Here is a 16,359-nt window from a genome sequence, read left to right on the forward strand (position 1 = left end):
TCCCTTATTGCTGATTAAGTTCGCGCTTCTCCAGTCTGGTGAAGATATATTCGGTTAGAAAACCACGGATAAAGCCGAGTAAAATGCCAGCGGCGATATAGCGCAATGCCAGATCGGCAACGGGCAGGTCCAGTCGGGTAATCCCCGCCGCAACCCCCAGCCAGATAAACAGCTCCGATGGCACAATGTGCGGAAACAACGAAGTCAGCGGATGTACAGTGCTGCCCAGCGCATCCTGGTACGCCGGCTTACAGCGTTCCGGTAAAAATTTGCCCATTGTCAGCGCGCCAGGGCTACTGAGGAAGAACCAGGCAAAACTGGGTAAAATCCCATAGGTCAATATTTTGGATTTCCCCATCAGGGTTGCGACTTTTTCCATTCGCTGTTGACCAATTAACTTCATAATGAAATTAACCGTCAGAATTAACGTTATCAGCATCGGAATGGTACTGACGATCATCCCGGAGAATATCTTGCCCGCGCTCTGGAAAAGATGGATAAAGCCTTCCGCTATTTCAACTATCATAGTTAACTCCCAACGCCGAGGTAAAAGTATATTCATCCATCAGAAAGGAACTGACAGATAAAGGCAGCCAACGCTTTTGTCTTTAACGCTTCAGGTCTTTTTTAAATAGTTTTCAGTTCTCCTGTTCGCAATGAGTCTTATACTTTAAATAATTCGGGTTGCGGGACAAAACGGCATCGTCGTTTTGTACAGCGCTTGTGCTGGCCCCGAAGGCCGGGTAATAAAGCCAGTGCACCAGCAACCTGAAGTATGACGAGTATATAAATTTGTTATCTTCCAGAGGCAAGTTAACGGTAAAAGACTGAACAAACAGTGAGCACCTTCACAAACTAATAATTATTCATTAATTTGTGTATTTTTATACATGACATACATGGATACCCATAAATGCGTAGCAACAGAGCGTAAAATAAATCTTCAGGACGTAAAAAAGGGAGGCTAAGCCTCCCTTTTGTGCAGTATTTACAGCAGAAAATTACTCGTCAGCGTCGTCCGCTACGTCGTCGTCACTTTCCGCTTCCGGGGCAATATCGTCATCCCCTTCTGCGACGCTACCGTCGATAGAATCAAGTTCTTCATCATCAACCGGTTCAGCAACGCGTTGCAGACCCACAACGTTTTCATCTTCCGCTGTGCGGATAAGGATCACGCCCTGAGTATTACGACCCACCACGCTGATTTCCGACACGCGAGTACGCACCAGCGTCCCCGCATCGGTGATCATCATGATCTGGTCAGCATCGTCTACCTGCACCGCGCCGACCACGGAACCGTTACGTTCGGTAACCTTGATAGAGATAACGCCCTGGGTCGCACGCGACTTGGTCGGATACTCTTCAGCAGCAGTACGCTTACCGTAGCCGTTCTGCGTAACGGTCAGGATTGCACCCTCACCGCGCGGAACGATCAGGGAAACCACAGAGTCCTCACCCGCCAGTTTGATACCGCGCACGCCGGTCGCCGTACGACCCATTGCACGCACGGCGTTCTCTTTAAAGCGCACCACTTTACCGGCGGCAGAGAACAGCATGACTTCATCAGAACCGGAGGTCAGATCCACGCCAATCAGCTCGTCACCGTCGTTCAGATTCACCGCGATAATACCGGCAGAGCGCGGACGGCTGAATTCGGTCAGCGCCGTTTTCTTCACGGTACCGCTGGCGGTCGCCATAAAGACGTTCACGCCCTCTTCGTACTCGCGTACCGGCAGGATGGCGGTGATACGTTCATTCGCCTCCAGCGGCAGCAGGTTAACGATCGGACGACCACGCGCACCACGGCTCGCTTCCGGCAGCTGATAGACTTTCATCCAGTACAGACGACCACGGCTGGAGAAGCAGAGGATCGTATCATGGGTGTTGGCCACCAGCAGGCGGTCGATAAAGTCTTCTTCTTTAATACGTGCAGCTGATTTACCTTTCCCACCACGACGTTGCGCTTCGTAGTCGGTCAGCGGCTGATATTTGACGTAACCCTGGTGAGACAGCGTTACAACAACATCTTCCTGGCTGATCAGGTCTTCGATATTGATATCAGCGCTGTTGGCAGTGATTTCAGTACGACGTTCATCGCCAAACTGATCGCGAATTAGCTCCATCTCTTCGCGGATCACTTCCATCAGGCGATCGGCGCTGCCCAGAATGTGCAGCAGTTCTGCAATCTGTTCCAGCAGCTCTTTGTACTCATCGAGCAGTTTTTCATGCTCCAGACCGGTCAGTTTTTGCAGACGCAGATCCAGAATCGCCTGTGCCTGCTGTCCGGTCAGGTAGTACTGGCCGTCACGCACGCCGAATTCTGGCTCCAGCCACTCCGGACGCGCGGCATCATCACCGGCACGCTCCAGCATCGCAGAAACGTTACCCAGCTCCCACGAACGCGCGACCAGCGCCGCTTTCGCTTCTGCCGGGGTCGGCGCACGACGGATCAGTTCGATGATCGGATCGATATTCGCCAGCGCAATCGCCAGTGCTTCAAGGATATGCGCACGGTCACGCGCTTTACGCAGTTCGAAAATGGTACGACGCGTCACCACTTCACGACGATGGCGCACGAACGCTGAAATGATGTCCTTCAGGTTCATGATCTTTGGCTGACCGTGGTGCAGCGCAACCATGTTGATACCGAAGGAAACCTGCAGCTGAGTCTGGGAATAGAGGTTGTTCAGCACCACTTCCCCGACCGCATCACGCTTAACTTCAATCACGATGCGCATCCCGTCTTTATCAGACTCGTCACGCAGCGCGCTGATGCCTTCAACGCGTTTGTCTTTCACCAGCTCGGCGATTTTCTCGATCAGGCGCGCTTTGTTTACCTGATACGGAATTTCGTGAACGATGATGGTTTCACGACCGGTTTTGGCGTCAGCTTCCACTTCTGCACGCGCACGGATGTACACTTTGCCGCGACCGGTACGATAGGCTTCTTCAATACCGCGTCGACCGTTGATGATCGCCGCCGTCGGGAAGTCCGGACCCGGAATGTGTTCCATCAGCCCTTCAATGCTGATGTCTTCATCGTCGATATAGGCCAGACAGCCGTTGATCACTTCCGTCAGGTTGTGCGGCGGAATGTTGGTCGCCATACCCACTGCGATACCGGACGAACCGTTCACCAGCAGGTTAGGAATTTTGGTTGGCATAACGTCTGGAATACGTTCGGTGCCGTCATAGTTATCGACGAAATCAACCGTTTCCTTTTCCAGGTCAGCCATCAGCTCGTGAGCGATTTTCGACATACGGATTTCCGTATAACGCATCGCTGCGGCGGAGTCGCCATCGACAGAACCAAAGTTACCCTGACCATCCACCAGCATATAACGCAAGGAGAATGGCTGCGCCATACGAACAATGGTGTCGTAAACGGCGGTATCACCATGAGGGTGGTATTTACCGATTACGTCACCAACAACACGGGCAGATTTTTTATAGGCTTTATTCCAGTCATTGCCCAATACGTTCATGGCGTAAAGTACGCGACGGTGTACCGGCTTCAGGCCATCTCGGACATCTGGTAACGCACGGCCAACAATGACCGACATCGCATAATCCAGATAAGAGCTCTTCAGCTCCTCCTCAATGTTGACCGGTGTAATTTCTCTCGCAAGGTCGCTCATCTAACCGCTATCCCTCTACTGTATCCCGGATTCAAAGGTCGCAAATTATAACACAACCGCAGGGTTATAAACCAATTTGGTTTACTAACTGATATACTTTGCTGTCTTGCTAAACTGAGGAGTAGAAGTCCCCATGAATGCCGAAAAACCGCCGGTAAACCACAACGTTGACCACGAAGAAATTGCCAAGTTTGAAGCAGTCGCGTCACGCTGGTGGGACCTGGAAGGCGAATTTAAGCCGCTGCATCGTATAAACCCGCTGCGCCTGGGCTACATTGCGGAGCGTTCTGGCGGTCTGTTTGGTAAAAAAGTGCTCGATGTCGGCTGCGGCGGCGGCATCCTGGCCGAGAGCATGGCGCGTGAAGGCGCGACGGTCACCGGGCTGGATATGGGTTCTGAACCGCTGCAGGTGGCAAAACTGCACGCTCTGGAAAGCGGGATTCAGGTTGATTATGTGCAGGAGACGGTGGAAGAACATGCGGCTAAACACGCCCATCAGTACGACGTCGTAACCTGTATGGAGATGCTGGAGCACGTTCCGGATCCGCAATCGGTGGTCAGGGCCTGCGCACAGTTGGTCAAACCGGGCGGCGACGTCTTTTTCTCGACCCTTAACCGTAACGGCAAATCCTGGCTGATGGCCGTTGTGGGCGCAGAATACATTTTGCGCATGGTGCCAAAGGGCACGCACGATGTGAAAAAGTTCATAAAACCCGCCGAGCTGTTGAGCTGGGTCGATCAGACAGTGTTACAGGAACGTCACATTACCGGTCTGCATTTTAACCCCATCACTAACATCTTTAAGCTTGGCCCCGGTGTTGATGTTAATTATATGTTGCATACAAGCGCAAAAAACGCCTGACGTTAGTAAAAAATCTTATAAAGATTGTGTCTGGTCATAAGGCACAATCTTTACCTTCGATGAAGAAATCAGCACTCGATCAAATTTTCTATTTTTTTTATGAATTATTGACATCCCCGCCAGCCCTTATAAGACGCGCACTTAGCGATTCTTACCCTTTTGCAACCTCAAATTAACCTCAAAATCAACTCTTGTACTGAAAAGATTCCCTACTAGAATACTCACCATATAGCGTTTTCATTAACACCCAACCCCTATATATAGTATTTATCCACAGAGTTAGTCACAAGCCGACATTGTGGATAATACAGGGGACATTTTTCTTTCACGGACAGGTAAAAAACCCCATGAATCAGAGTCTGCTGGTGACAAAGCGTGATGGTAGTACAGAGCGCATCAATCTCGACAAAATCCACCGCGTTCTGGATTGGGCGGCAGAAGGACTGAATAATGTATCGATTTCTCAGGTCGAACTGCGCTCCCATATCCAGTTTTATGACGGTATCAAGACGTCCGATATCCATGAAACTATCATTAAAGCCGCCGCAGACCTGATCTCCCGCGACGCGCCGGACTATCAGTACCTGGCCGCCCGCCTGGCGATTTTCCATCTGCGTAAAAAAGCCTACGGTGAGTTCGAGCCGCCTGCGCTTTATGACCATGTAGTGAAAATGGTGGAGATGGGCAAATACGACAATCATCTGCTGGAAGACTACACGGAAGAAGAGTTCAAGCAGATGGACTCGTTCATCGAGCACGATCGCGATATGACCTTCTCCTACGCTGCCGTTAAGCAGCTGGAAGGTAAATATCTGGTGCAGAACCGCGTGACCGGTGAGATCTACGAAAGCGCCCAGTTCCTTTATATTCTGGTGGCGGCCTGCCTGTTCTCCGGCTATCCGCGTGAAACACGCCTCGATTACGTAAAACGTTTTTACGACGCGGTTTCGACGTTCAAAATTTCTCTGCCGACGCCCATTATGTCCGGCGTGCGTACCCCTACCCGCCAGTTCAGCTCCTGCGTACTGATTGAGTGCGGCGACAGCCTGGACTCCATCAACGCAACCTCCAGCGCGATTGTGAAATATGTCTCCCAGCGTGCCGGTATCGGCATTAACGCGGGCCGTATTCGTGCGCTCGGCAGCCCGATTCGCGGTGGCGAAGCGTTCCATACCGGCTGTATTCCGTTCTACAAACACTTCCAGACCGCGGTGAAATCCTGTTCTCAGGGCGGCGTACGCGGCGGCGCGGCGACGCTGTTCTATCCGATGTGGCATCTGGAAGTGGAAAGCCTGCTGGTGCTGAAAAACAACCGTGGCGTCGAAGGCAACCGCGTTCGTCACATGGACTACGGCGTGCAGATCAACAAACTGATGTACACCCGTCTGCTGAAAGGCGGCGATATTACGCTGTTCAGCCCGTCCGACGTTCCGGGGCTGTACGATGCTTTCTTCGCTGACCAGGACGAATTCGAGCGCCTGTATGTGAAATACGAGAACGACGACAGTATCCGCAAGCAGCGCGTTAAAGCCGTTGAACTGTTCTCTCTGATGATGCAGGAACGTGCCTCTACCGGACGTATCTACATCCAGAACGTGGATCACTGCAACACCCACAGCCCGTTCGATCCGCAGGTCGCCCCGGTACGCCAGTCCAACCTGTGCCTGGAGATCGCCCTGCCGACCAAACCGCTGATGGACGTGAATGACGAAAACGGTGAAATCGCGCTGTGTACCCTCTCCGCATTCAACCTGGGCGTCATCAATAGCCTCGACGAGCTGGAAGAGCTGGCAGTGCTGGCGGTACGCGCGCTCGACGCGCTGCTGGATTATCAGGATTACCCGATTCCGGCGGCCAAACGCGGGGCAATGGGTCGCCGCACGCTGGGCATCGGCGTGATTAACTACGCTTACTGGCTGGCGAAAAACGGCAAACGTTATTCCGACGGCAGCGCCAATAACCTGACCCACAAGACGTTTGAAGCCATCCAGTACTATTTGCTGAAAGCCTCTAACGAGCTGGCCAAAGAGCAAGGCGCGTGCCCGTGGTTTAACGAAACCACTTACGCCAAAGGCATTTTACCTGTCGATACCTACAAGAAAGATCTGGATGCGATCGTCAGTGAAGCGCTGCATTACGACTGGGAAGCCCTTCGCGAATCCATCAAGACCCACGGCCTGCGTAACTCCACGCTCTCTGCCCTGATGCCATCCGAGACCTCTTCGCAGATCTCCAACGCCACCAACGGCATTGAGCCGCCGCGCGGCTATGTCAGTATTAAGGCCTCGAAAGACGGTATTCTGCGTCAGGTGGTGCCGGATTATGAGCATCTGGGCAACGCTTATGAGCTACTGTGGGAGATGCCGGGTAATGACGGGTATCTGCAACTGGTCGGCGTGATGCAGAAATTTATCGATCAGTCGATATCTGCCAACACCAACTACGATCCGTCACGCTACCCGTCCGGGAAAGTGCCGATGCAGCAGCTGTTGAAAGACCTGCTCACCGCCTACAAGTTTGGGGTGAAAACGCTGTACTATCAGAACACCCGTGACGGTGCGGAAGATGCTCAGGACGATATGGTGTCTTCCATTCAGGACGATGGCTGCGAAAGCGGCGCATGTAAGATTTAATCTTTTGCCGGATGGCAGCATAAATGTCTTATCCGGCCTGCAAAGCAATTCGCGGTATTGCAGGCCGGATAAGCAGAGTGTCATCCGGCGTTACCTTCCAGACAGGACTCACTTCAATGGCATATACCACTTTTTCACAGACGAAAAATGACCAGCTTCTGGAACCGATGTTTTTCGGCCAACCGGTGAACGTGGCGCGTTACGATCAGCAAAAATATGACATCTTCGAAAAACTGATCGAAAAGCAGCTCTCTTTCTTCTGGCGTCCGGAAGAGGTTGACGTCTCCCGCGATCGTATTGATTACCATGCGCTGCCCGAACACGAAAAACATATCTTCATCAGCAACCTGAAATATCAGACTCTGCTGGACTCCATTCAGGGACGCAGCCCGAACGTGGCGCTGCTGCCGCTGATCTCCATCCCTGAGCTGGAAACCTGGGTGGAGACGTGGGCGTTTTCCGAGACCATCCACTCACGCTCTTATACCCATATCATCCGCAACATCGTCAACGATCCGGCGATTGTGTTTGACGATATCGTCACCAACGAGCAGATCCAGAAACGTGCGGAAGGGATTGCCAGCTACTACGACGAACTGATTGAGATGACCAGCTACTGGCATCTGCTGGGCGAAGGCACGCACACGGTGAACGGTAAAACCATCACCGTCAGCCTGCGGGCGCTGAAGAAAAAGCTCTATCTGTGCCTGATGAGCGTTAACGCACTCGAAGCCATTCGCTTCTACGTGAGCTTTGCCTGTTCGTTCGCTTTTGCCGAACGTGAACTGATGGAAGGTAACGCCAAAATCATTCGTCTGATCGCCCGTGATGAAGCGCTGCACCTGACCGGCACCCAGCACATGCTGAATCTGCTGCGCAGCGGCGTGGACGACCCGGAGATGGCGGAAATTGCCGAAGAGTGCAAACAGGAGTGCTACGATCTGTTTGTTCAGGCTGCACTACAGGAAAAAGAGTGGGCAGACTATCTGTTCCGCGACGGTTCGATGATCGGCCTGAACAAAGATATTCTTTGCCAGTACGTCGAGTACATCACCAATATTCGTATGCAGGCTGTCGGACTCGATCTGCCGTTCCAGACCCGCTCGAATCCCATTCCGTGGATTAACACCTGGCTGGTTTCGGATAACGTACAGGTCGCTCCGCAGGAAGTGGAAGTCAGCTCTTACCTGGTCGGCCAGATCGATTCGGAAGTCGATACCGACGACCTGAGCAACTTCCAGCTCTGATGGGACGCGTCACGCTTCGCATCACTGGCACACAGTTGCTGTGCCAGGATGAACACCCTTCCCTGCTCGTCGCGCTCGAATCGCATAATGTTGAAGTGGAATATCAATGTCGCGAAGGCTACTGCGGCTCCTGCCGCACGAGGCTGCTCGCCGGTCAGGTTGACTGGATAACCGAGCCTTTAGCGTTTATTCAGCCGGGTGAAATTTTGCCCTGCTGTTGCAGGGCAAAAGGGGATATTGAAATCGAGATGTAGTGCAGGTTACAGCGCGTAGTAGAAGGCTTTCACCTGCTCCCAATCCGCCTTCGGGATCGGATCCAGATACTTTTCCAGCTGTCTGAAATCGTGGTTAGCCGCCTTGTGGCGGCGAAGACGGCGACGCGATTTTTCCAGATCGAGAAACCCCGCCTCCACCACGCCTTCAGTTTTAACGTAAATATGCCGCACATAGCAGCAGCCATGCTGGCGGTTAACGCTGTGCATTTTTTTGAACGCCAGCGCAACCGCTTTGAGCATCGCGTTGCGCACGTCATCCGGCCAGGGAGTGACGGCATGGCGTTTATACCAGTCAGCAATACAGATAAACCCTGCCATATCTTCCGTGACCAACAGCGCGCGCCACTCTCCCTCAACCTTCATCGCCTTACCGTAGACGATTTTCGGCACAATCACGCCAGCCTTTTCCAGCTCTTTGATCACATCAATTTCGCGCACGATGGTCGGACGCCCAAACGGATAACGCACGGAGTGAAAAAGATGCTGAGTCATTCGCTTTACGTATAGTTTCTGGCCATTGCGCTCGACACACTGCACACCACTCATTCCCTTACGACGATAGTTAGGTTCTTCAACCCAGTCGCCTTCCGTCGCCCACCACTGGCTAAATTCATCGTCTTTTACTGCCAAACTCATACGATACCGTCCGTTATAGTGCCTGTAGAAACATTCAGACGGTAAATATAAATGTTTCTCTTAAGGAAATCTTAAGCTATTTATGTTTGTTCCCGGACTTATATTGCTAAAAGCTGCGGCGGTAAGGGATTTTCCCCTCATCTGTGCGGTGTAAATCTCTACGACGAGGGGTAGTAAAGGCAGGAAATAAGCCGGATGGCGGCGTAAGCACCATCCGGTCAGACTTTTACTCTTTTTTCAGAAACATCACGGCTTTATCGGGGAAGTCGGTGAACAGCCCGTCAACGCCCGCCTGGTGATACAGAATCTCATACAGCTGATTAACGTCCGTCGCATAATCAGGAAGCTGGTCAGCACGTACGGTATACGGATGCACCACCATCTTATTCTGGTGAGCATCTTGTACCATGCCGGTCAGCGCAATTTTCCCTTTCTGTGACGACTCATCTACCAGCATATGGTAGTCCGGTCCGATGCCGTCCGCATATTCCGCGACCTGCTTCATCGCCCCCGGCTTAAACATCCAGTCGTAGCTGTAATTTACCCAGCTACCGTCCGGCTGTTTCTGCTGCGTCTCATTCCAGTCGGTATACGCAATCAGCTGTACCAGATTGAGATCCATCCCCATCTTCGGTTCCAGCTCATTTTTAATGCGCTTAAGCTCAGCCACATCAAAACATTGCAGATAGACCTTATCCTGCTTGTTGGTGTAGCCGTACTTTTTCAGCACTTCCAGCGTTTTTGCCGCAATGTCCTTCCCTTCCTGGTGGTGGAACCACGGCGCTTTAATTTCTGGATAGATGCCGATATTTTTGCCCGTTGAGTGATTCAGCCCCTGAACAAATTCAATCTCCTCTTCGAAGGTATGAACCCGAAAGTCAGATTTACCCATCGGGAATCGTCCCGGATAACTCTGTACCTTCTTACCGTTTTCAATGTCGAACCCTTCGGTGAACTTCAGGGATTTAATTTCGTCCAGCGTAAAGTCAATGGCGTAATAGCGCCCGTCTTTACGCCCCCGGTCCGGGAAACGTTCGGCGACATCGGTTACCCGGTCAAGATAATGGTCATGCAGGACGACCAGCTGGTCGTCCTTTGTCATCACCAGATCCTGCTCCAGATAATCTGCGCCCTGTGCATAGGCCATCGCTTTCGCTGGCAGCGTATGTTCAGGCAGATATCCGCTGGCGCCACGGTGAGCAATCACAATCTTATCGCCAGTATCGGCGGCAACCGCGCTGCTTCCCATCACCATTCCGGCCATCATCAGCGCCATGCTCAGGTTTTTCAGCGTCGTTTTCATCCGGTTAGCCTCCGTTGCGTTTCAGCAACATCTGATCGTGATGACGTTTTTCCCCGATCATTACGACCACCAGCAGGATCACCGCGAGGATGCTACCGCCGATCATCACCATAAAGCCGCCATCCCAACCGAAGAAGTCAACGGTATAGCCGACAATGGCGCTCGCCGCTACGGAGCCACCGAGGTAACCAAACAATCCGGTGAAGCCCGCCGCCGTACCCGCCGCTTTTTTCGGTGCCAGCTCCAGCGCGTGCAGGCCGATCAGCATTACCGGGCCGTAGATCAGGAAGCCGATGACGATCATGCAGATCATATCAACGTTTGGATTGCCAGGAGGGTTCATCCAGTAAACGATAGTCGCGATAGTCACCAGCGTCATAAAGAACACACCGGTTGCGCCACGGTTGCCACGGAACACCTTATCCGACATCCACCCGCACAGCAGAGTGCCCGGAATCCCCGCATACTCATATAAGAAGTAGGCCCAGGAGGATTTATCCAGCGCAAAGTGCTTCACTTCTTTCAGGTAAGTTGGTGACCAGTCGAGAATGCCGTAGCGCAGCAGATAGACAAACACGTTGGCAATCGCGATGTACCACAGCAGTTTGTTCGGCAGCACGTACTGCATGAAAATCTGCTTCGCAGTCAGCTCTTCTTCTGCTTTTTCGTTGTAATCGTCCGGATAATCGTTTTTGTACTCTTCAATCGGCGGCAGACCACAGGACTGCGGCGTATCGCGCATCAGAGCGAAAGCGAAAATCGCGACCAGGATCGCGCCAAACGCAGGCATATACAGCGCGGCCTTCCAGTCATTGAACCAGGCCATACCGAGCAGGAACAGCAGCGGAGGAATACCGCCCCCGACGTTGTGCGCGCAGTTCCATACCGACACAATCCCGCCACGCTCTTTCTGCGACCACCAGTGCACCATCGTACGACCGCACGGCGGCCACCCCATTCCCTGGAACCAGCCGCAGAGGAACAACAGCACGAACATCACCGCAATGCTCGATGTCGCCCATGGCACAAAGCCCATAAACAGCATGACTGCCGCAGCAAGAATCAGACCCGCAGGAAGGAAAACGCGCGGATTCGAACGGTCAGATACGGACCCCATGATAAATTTCGAAAATCCGTAAGCGATAGAGATTCCCGACAGGGCAAATCCCAAATCACCACGAGAGAATCCCTGCTCAACCAGGTATGGCATCGCCAGATGCAAAGTTCTTGCGCACCAGATAGTACGCGGCATACCCAAAGAAAATCCCCAAAAAAATCTGCCAGCGCAGCCGACGATATGTCGGATCGATCTCCGCAGCAGGCAAGCGCGCTTTGTGTGGCGCGGGTTTAAATATACTCATCATAATGTCGCCTCCGTGGCCCGTCTCTTTTAGTAGTAAACACCGCAGTTCGTGCAAACAACCCCGTTGTTCCTGGTGTGGCCGCGATGTTAAGTAAAGATTCATGCCGTTAATGTGAATTACAGCACATATTGTTACAGATTTATGACAAATGTTCAGAAAGGCGCACGGAATCACGTTTCATTTTCGAATAGCGAGCGATTATGCGCGAAATCAAACAAAACATGTTTTTTCTGTGGCTAAATGATAAAAAACGAACTGTGAGGGAAAACAATGAAAATTCGCGACTCGCAAACAGGTGACGTGATAATCATTGGTGGAGGTGCCACAGGCGCAGGGATTGCCCGTGACTGTGCGCTGCGTGGACTGCGCGTCATCTTAGTTGAGCGTCATGACATCGCCACCGGCGCCACGGGTCGTAACCACGGCCTGCTGCATAGCGGTGCCCGTTACGCCGTTACCGACGCGGAATCAGCCCGCGAGTGCATCAGTGAAAACCAGATTCTGAAACGTATCGCTCGTCACTGCGTCGAACCGACGGACGGTCTGTTTATTACATTGCCCGAAGATGACCTCTCTTTTCAGGCCACCTTTATTCGCGCCTGTGAAGAAGCCGGAATTCGCGCTGAGGCCATTGACCCACAGCAGGCGCGCCTGATCGAACCTTCGGTCAACCCTCAATTGACCGGGGCGGTGAAAGTACCGGATGGCACCGTTGATCCGTTCCGTCTGACCGCAGCCAATATGCTTGATGCCAGAGAACATGGTGCCATTATCCTGACCGCTCATGAGGTTGTCGGCCTTATTCGCGAAGGCGCGACCATTACCGGCGTACACGTCCGTAATCATCTCACCGGCGAAACGCAGATTCTGCACGCTCCGGTGGTGGTGAACGCTGCCGGGATCTGGGGCCAGCGGATTGCGGAATATGCCGACCTGAACATCCGTATGTTCCCGGCGAAAGGATCGTTGCTGATCATGGATCACCGTATTAATCAGCATGTGATCAACCGCTGCCGTAAACCGTCAGATGCCGACATTCTGGTGCCCGGCGACACCATTTCGCTCATCGGTACCACGTCCACACATATTGATTACAACGATATCGACAGCAACCGCGTGACCGCCGAAGAGGTCGATATTCTGCTGCGTGAAGGCGAGAAACTCGCCCCTGTAATGGCAAAAACGCGCATCCTGCGCGCCTACTCCGGCGTGCGTCCGCTGGTGGCAAGCGACGATGACCCAACCGGGCGTAACGTCAGCCGCGGCATCGTGCTATTCGATCACGCCGAACGCGATGGCCTGGAAGGGTTTATCACCATTACCGGCGGAAAGCTGATGACCTACCGGCTGATGGCGGAATGGGCAACCGACGCGGTCTGCCGCAAGTTAAGTAACAGCCGTCCCTGCGTTACGGCTGAGACTCCGCTGCCGGGTTCGCAGGAATCCGCTGAACATACGCTGAAACGCGTTATCTCCCTGCCTGCGCCATTACGCGGCTCGGCGGTGTACCGCCATGGCGATCGTACACCGGCATGGTTAAGTGAAGGCCGCCAGCACCGTAGCCTGGTGTGCGAATGCGAAGCCGTCACCGCGGGCGAAGTCCAGTACGCGGTGGAGAACCTGAACGTGAACAGCCTGCTGGATCTGCGCCGCCGTACCCGCGTGGGGATGGGGACCTGCCAGGGGGAGCTCTGCGCCTGCCGCGCCGCCGGTTTGTTGCAGCGTTTTAATATCACCACTTCCGCACAATCCATCACTCAGCTTTCTGATTTCCTGAACGAGCGCTGGAAAGGCGTTCAGCCTGTTGCCTGGGGGGACGCGCTGCGCGAAAGCGAATTTACGCGCTGGGTTTATCAGGGGTTATGCGGTCTGGAGAAGGAACAGCACAATGAGATTTGATACGGTCATTATGGGCGGTGGCCTTGCCGGTTTACTCTGTGGCCTGCAATTGCAGAAAACCGGCTTACGCTGCGCGATTGTCACCCGTGGTCAAAGCGCGCTGCATTTTTCTTCCGGTTCACTGGATCTGCTTAGCACATTACCGGACGGTCAGACGGTGAGCGACATCGCTACCGGACTGGATGCGCTGCGCGTACAGGCGCCAGAACACCCTTATACCACGATCGGCACACAACATGTCCTGGCGCTGGCCCAACAGGCACAGGCACTGCTGGCAGAATGTGGCACAAACTTACAGGGCGATGTCGGACAGGCACATTTACGCGTCACGCCGCTGGGGATGCTGCGTTCAACCTGGCTCAGTTCACCGGAAGTCCCGGTCTGGCCGCTTGCCGCAAAGCGGATTTGCGTGGTCGGGATCAGCGGGTTAATGGACTTTCAGGCCCATCTTGCGGCGGCCTCCCTGTGCCAGCGCGGTCTGAATGTGGATACGGCGGAGATTGACCTGCCCGAACTGGACGTTTTACGCGATAACCCTACCGAGTTTCGTGCCGTCAATATCGCGCGTTTTCTGGATAACGAAGACAAATGGTCATTGCTGTATGACGCCTTGCTGCCAATAGCAAAAACGTGCGAAATGATAATGATGCCTGCCTGCTTTGGTCTGGCAGATGACAGCCTCTGGCGCTGGCTCAATGAGCGCCTCCCCTGCTCGCTCACGCTGCTCCCCACCCTGCCGCCTTCGGTGCCGGGAATGCGTCTGCACAATCAGCTTCAGCGGAAGTTTGTTCGCCAGGGCGGGATCTGGATGCCGGGCGACGAGGTGAAAAAAGTAACCTGCAAAAATGGCGTGGTGAGCGAAATCTGGACCCGCAACCATGCCGATATTCCTTTGCATCCGCGTTTTGCGGTGCTCGCCAGCGGCAGTTTTTTCAGTAGCGGGCTGGTGGCTGACCGTGAAGGCATTCGCGAACCCATTCTGGGGCTGGATGTTCAGCAAACGGCAACCCGCGCCGAATGGTATCAACGTGATTTCTTTGATGCGCAACCCTGGCAGCAGTTTGGCGTCACGACGGATAATGCGCTGCGTCCAAAACTTGCCGGGAAAACGGTGGAAAACCTGTACGCTATCGGCTCTGTGCTTGGCGGATTCGACCCGATAGCCCAGGGATGCGGAGGCGGCGTGTGCGCAGTCACTGCTTTACATGCCGCGCAACACATTACAGAACGTGCAGGAGGTCAGCAATGAGCGATACCCGTTTTGAAAGTTGCATCAAATGCACGGTGTGTACCACGGCCTGTCCGGTCAGTCGCGTAAATCCGGGCTATCCGGGCCCCAAACAGGCCGGACCGGACGGAGAACGTCTGCGTCTGAAAGACGGCGCGCTGTATGATGACGCGCTGAAATATTGCATCAACTGTAAACGTTGCGAAGTGGCCTGCCCGTCAGATGTGAAGATTGGCGATATCATCCAGCGCGCGCGCGCGAAATACGACACGACGCGCCCGTCGCTGCGTAATTTTATCCTGAGCCACACCGATCTGATGGGCAGCGTCTCCACCCCGTTCGCACCGGTGGTGAATACAGCCACAGCGCTGAAACCCGTGCGGCAGCTGCTTGATTACGCATTGAAAATCGATCATCGCCGTACGCTGCCGAAATACTCTTTTGGCACCTTCCGCCGCTGGTATCGCAGCGTCGCCGCGCAGCAGGCGCAGTATCAGGATCAGGTCGCCTTCTTCCACGGCTGCTTCGTTAACTATAACCATCCCCAGCTTGGTAAGGATCTCATTAAGGTTCTGAATGCGATGGGTACAGGCGTGCAACTGCTGAGTAAAGAGAAGTGCTGCGGCGTACCGCTGATTGCGAACGGCTTTACCGACAAAGCGCGTAAGCAGGCGGTCATTAACGTCGAATCCCTGCGCGAAGCCATCGGCGTGAAAGGGATCCCGGTCATTGCCACCTCCTCAACCTGCACCTTTGCGCTGCGCGATGAGTATCCCGAAGTCCTGGATGTGGATAACTCAGGGCTGCGTGAACACATTGAGCTGGCGACCCGCTGGCTGTGGCGAAAACTGGATGAAGGGAAAACGCTACCGCTGAAAACGTTGCCGCTGAAGGTGACCTACCATACGCCCTGTCATATGGAAAAAATGGGCTGGACGTTATATACGCTCGAACTGCTGCGCCGGATCCCCGGGCTGGAACTGACGGTGCTGGACTCCCAGTGCTGTGGGATTGCCGGCACCTACGGCTTCAAAAAGGAAAACTATCCGACATCACAGTCTATCGGCGCTCCGCTGTTTAAGCAGATTGAAGAAAGCGGCGCGGATATCGTGGTCACCGACTGTGAAACCTGTAAATGGCAGATTGAGATGTCGACAAGCAAACGCTGTGAACATCCCATTACGCTGTTAGCAAAAGCGTTAGGTTAAAAGCCGGAGCCTGGCCCGTCAGGCATAACGCGGCCAGGCTCCCGGTGGCGCTGTGCTAGCGGGCAT

At 53.6% G+C, this 16,359-nt stretch carries 11 protein-coding genes and 1 pseudogene; 7 read left to right on the forward strand and 5 right to left on the reverse strand.

Annotated features, from left to right (window positions below):
• Window positions 1-4: 4 nt before the first annotated feature.
• Both srlA and gyrA read right to left on the reverse strand, forming a co-directional pair.
• A complete protein-coding gene (gene srlA, locus C3432_RS03330) occupies window positions 5-526 on the reverse strand; it encodes a PTS glucitol/sorbitol transporter subunit IIC (RefSeq protein WP_029139609.1) in 522 nt (173 codons plus the stop codon).
• A 475-nt stretch (window positions 527-1,001) separates the two neighbouring features.
• Window positions 1,002-3,638 (reverse strand): DNA topoisomerase (ATP-hydrolyzing) subunit A, encoded by a 2,637-nt coding sequence (gene gyrA, locus C3432_RS03335; protein WP_103775255.1) that lies wholly within the window; start codon window positions 3,636-3,638, stop codon window positions 1,002-1,004.
• A 133-nt stretch (window positions 3,639-3,771) separates the two neighbouring features.
• Here gyrA and ubiG point away from each other — a divergent pair, with 133 nt between their 5' ends.
• The 4 genes from ubiG to yfaE all read left to right on the forward strand — a co-directional run bounded on the left by ubiG (window position 3,772) and on the right by yfaE (window position 8,634).
• Complete coding sequence (ubiG, locus tag C3432_RS03340) at window positions 3,772-4,500, forward strand: bifunctional 2-polyprenyl-6-hydroxyphenol methylase/3-demethylubiquinol 3-O-methyltransferase UbiG (protein ID WP_103775256.1); 729 nt, start codon at window positions 3,772-3,774, stop codon at window positions 4,498-4,500.
• A gap of 347 nt (window positions 4,501-4,847) precedes the next feature.
• Window positions 4,848-7,133 carry a class 1a ribonucleoside-diphosphate reductase subunit alpha gene (nrdA, locus tag C3432_RS03345; RefSeq protein ID WP_103775257.1) on the forward strand — a complete coding sequence of 762 codons (2,286 nt, stop codon included), beginning with the start codon at window positions 4,848-4,850 and terminating at the stop codon, window positions 7,131-7,133.
• Between the two features lie 116 nt (window positions 7,134-7,249).
• Window positions 7,250-8,380 carry a class Ia ribonucleoside-diphosphate reductase subunit beta gene (gene nrdB, locus C3432_RS03355; RefSeq protein ID WP_103775259.1) on the forward strand — a complete coding sequence of 377 codons (1,131 nt, stop codon included), beginning with the start codon at window positions 7,250-7,252 and terminating at the stop codon, window positions 8,378-8,380.
• Complete coding sequence (gene yfaE, locus C3432_RS03360; protein ID WP_103775260.1) at window positions 8,380-8,634, forward strand: ferredoxin-like diferric-tyrosyl radical cofactor maintenance protein YfaE; 255 nt, start codon at window positions 8,380-8,382, stop codon at window positions 8,632-8,634. The genes nrdB and yfaE overlap by 1 nt, the downstream gene beginning before the upstream one ends.
• A 6-nt stretch (window positions 8,635-8,640) precedes the next feature.
• Here yfaE and inaA read toward each other — a convergent pair whose 3' ends face one another.
• The 3 genes and pseudogenes from inaA to glpT form a co-directional block, all read right to left on the reverse strand.
• The gene (gene inaA / locus C3432_RS03365) at window positions 8,641-9,291 is read right to left on the reverse strand and encodes a lipopolysaccharide kinase InaA (RefSeq protein ID WP_103775261.1); all 651 of its coding nucleotides are present in this window, start codon (window positions 9,289-9,291) and stop codon (window positions 8,641-8,643) included.
• A 226-nt stretch (window positions 9,292-9,517) separates the two neighbouring features.
• The gene (glpQ, locus tag C3432_RS03370) at window positions 9,518-10,594 is read right to left on the reverse strand and encodes a glycerophosphodiester phosphodiesterase (RefSeq protein WP_103775262.1); all 1,077 of its coding nucleotides are present in this window, start codon (window positions 10,592-10,594) and stop codon (window positions 9,518-9,520) included.
• Window positions 10,595-10,598: 4 nt separating this feature from the next.
• Window positions 10,599-11,958 (reverse strand): annotated as a pseudogene (glpT, locus tag C3432_RS03375) (glycerol-3-phosphate transporter).
• A 270-nt stretch (window positions 11,959-12,228) separates the two neighbouring features.
• On the opposite strand from glpT, the gene glpA reads away from it, so the two are divergent.
• Genes glpA through glpC form a run of 3 tightly spaced genes read left to right on the forward strand, consistent with a single transcriptional unit; the run spans window position 12,229 to window position 16,293 of the window.
• Window positions 12,229-13,857, forward strand: a complete 1,629-nt coding sequence (gene glpA, locus C3432_RS03380) for an anaerobic glycerol-3-phosphate dehydrogenase subunit A (protein ID WP_103775263.1) — start codon at window positions 12,229-12,231, stop codon at window positions 13,855-13,857.
• The gene (gene glpB / locus C3432_RS03385; protein ID WP_103775264.1) at window positions 13,847-15,106 is read left to right on the forward strand and encodes a glycerol-3-phosphate dehydrogenase subunit GlpB; all 1,260 of its coding nucleotides are present in this window, start codon (window positions 13,847-13,849) and stop codon (window positions 15,104-15,106) included. The genes glpA and glpB overlap by 11 nt, the downstream gene beginning before the upstream one ends.
• The gene (glpC, locus tag C3432_RS03390; protein WP_103775265.1) at window positions 15,103-16,293 is read left to right on the forward strand and encodes an anaerobic glycerol-3-phosphate dehydrogenase subunit GlpC; all 1,191 of its coding nucleotides are present in this window, start codon (window positions 15,103-15,105) and stop codon (window positions 16,291-16,293) included. Before glpB ends, glpC begins: the two co-directional genes overlap by 4 nt.
• The last annotated feature ends 66 nt before the right edge of the window (window positions 16,294-16,359 follow it).

The organism is Citrobacter amalonaticus, assembly GCF_002918555.1.
GTDB lineage: Bacteria > Pseudomonadota > Gammaproteobacteria > Enterobacterales > Enterobacteriaceae > Citrobacter_C > Citrobacter_C amalonaticus_A.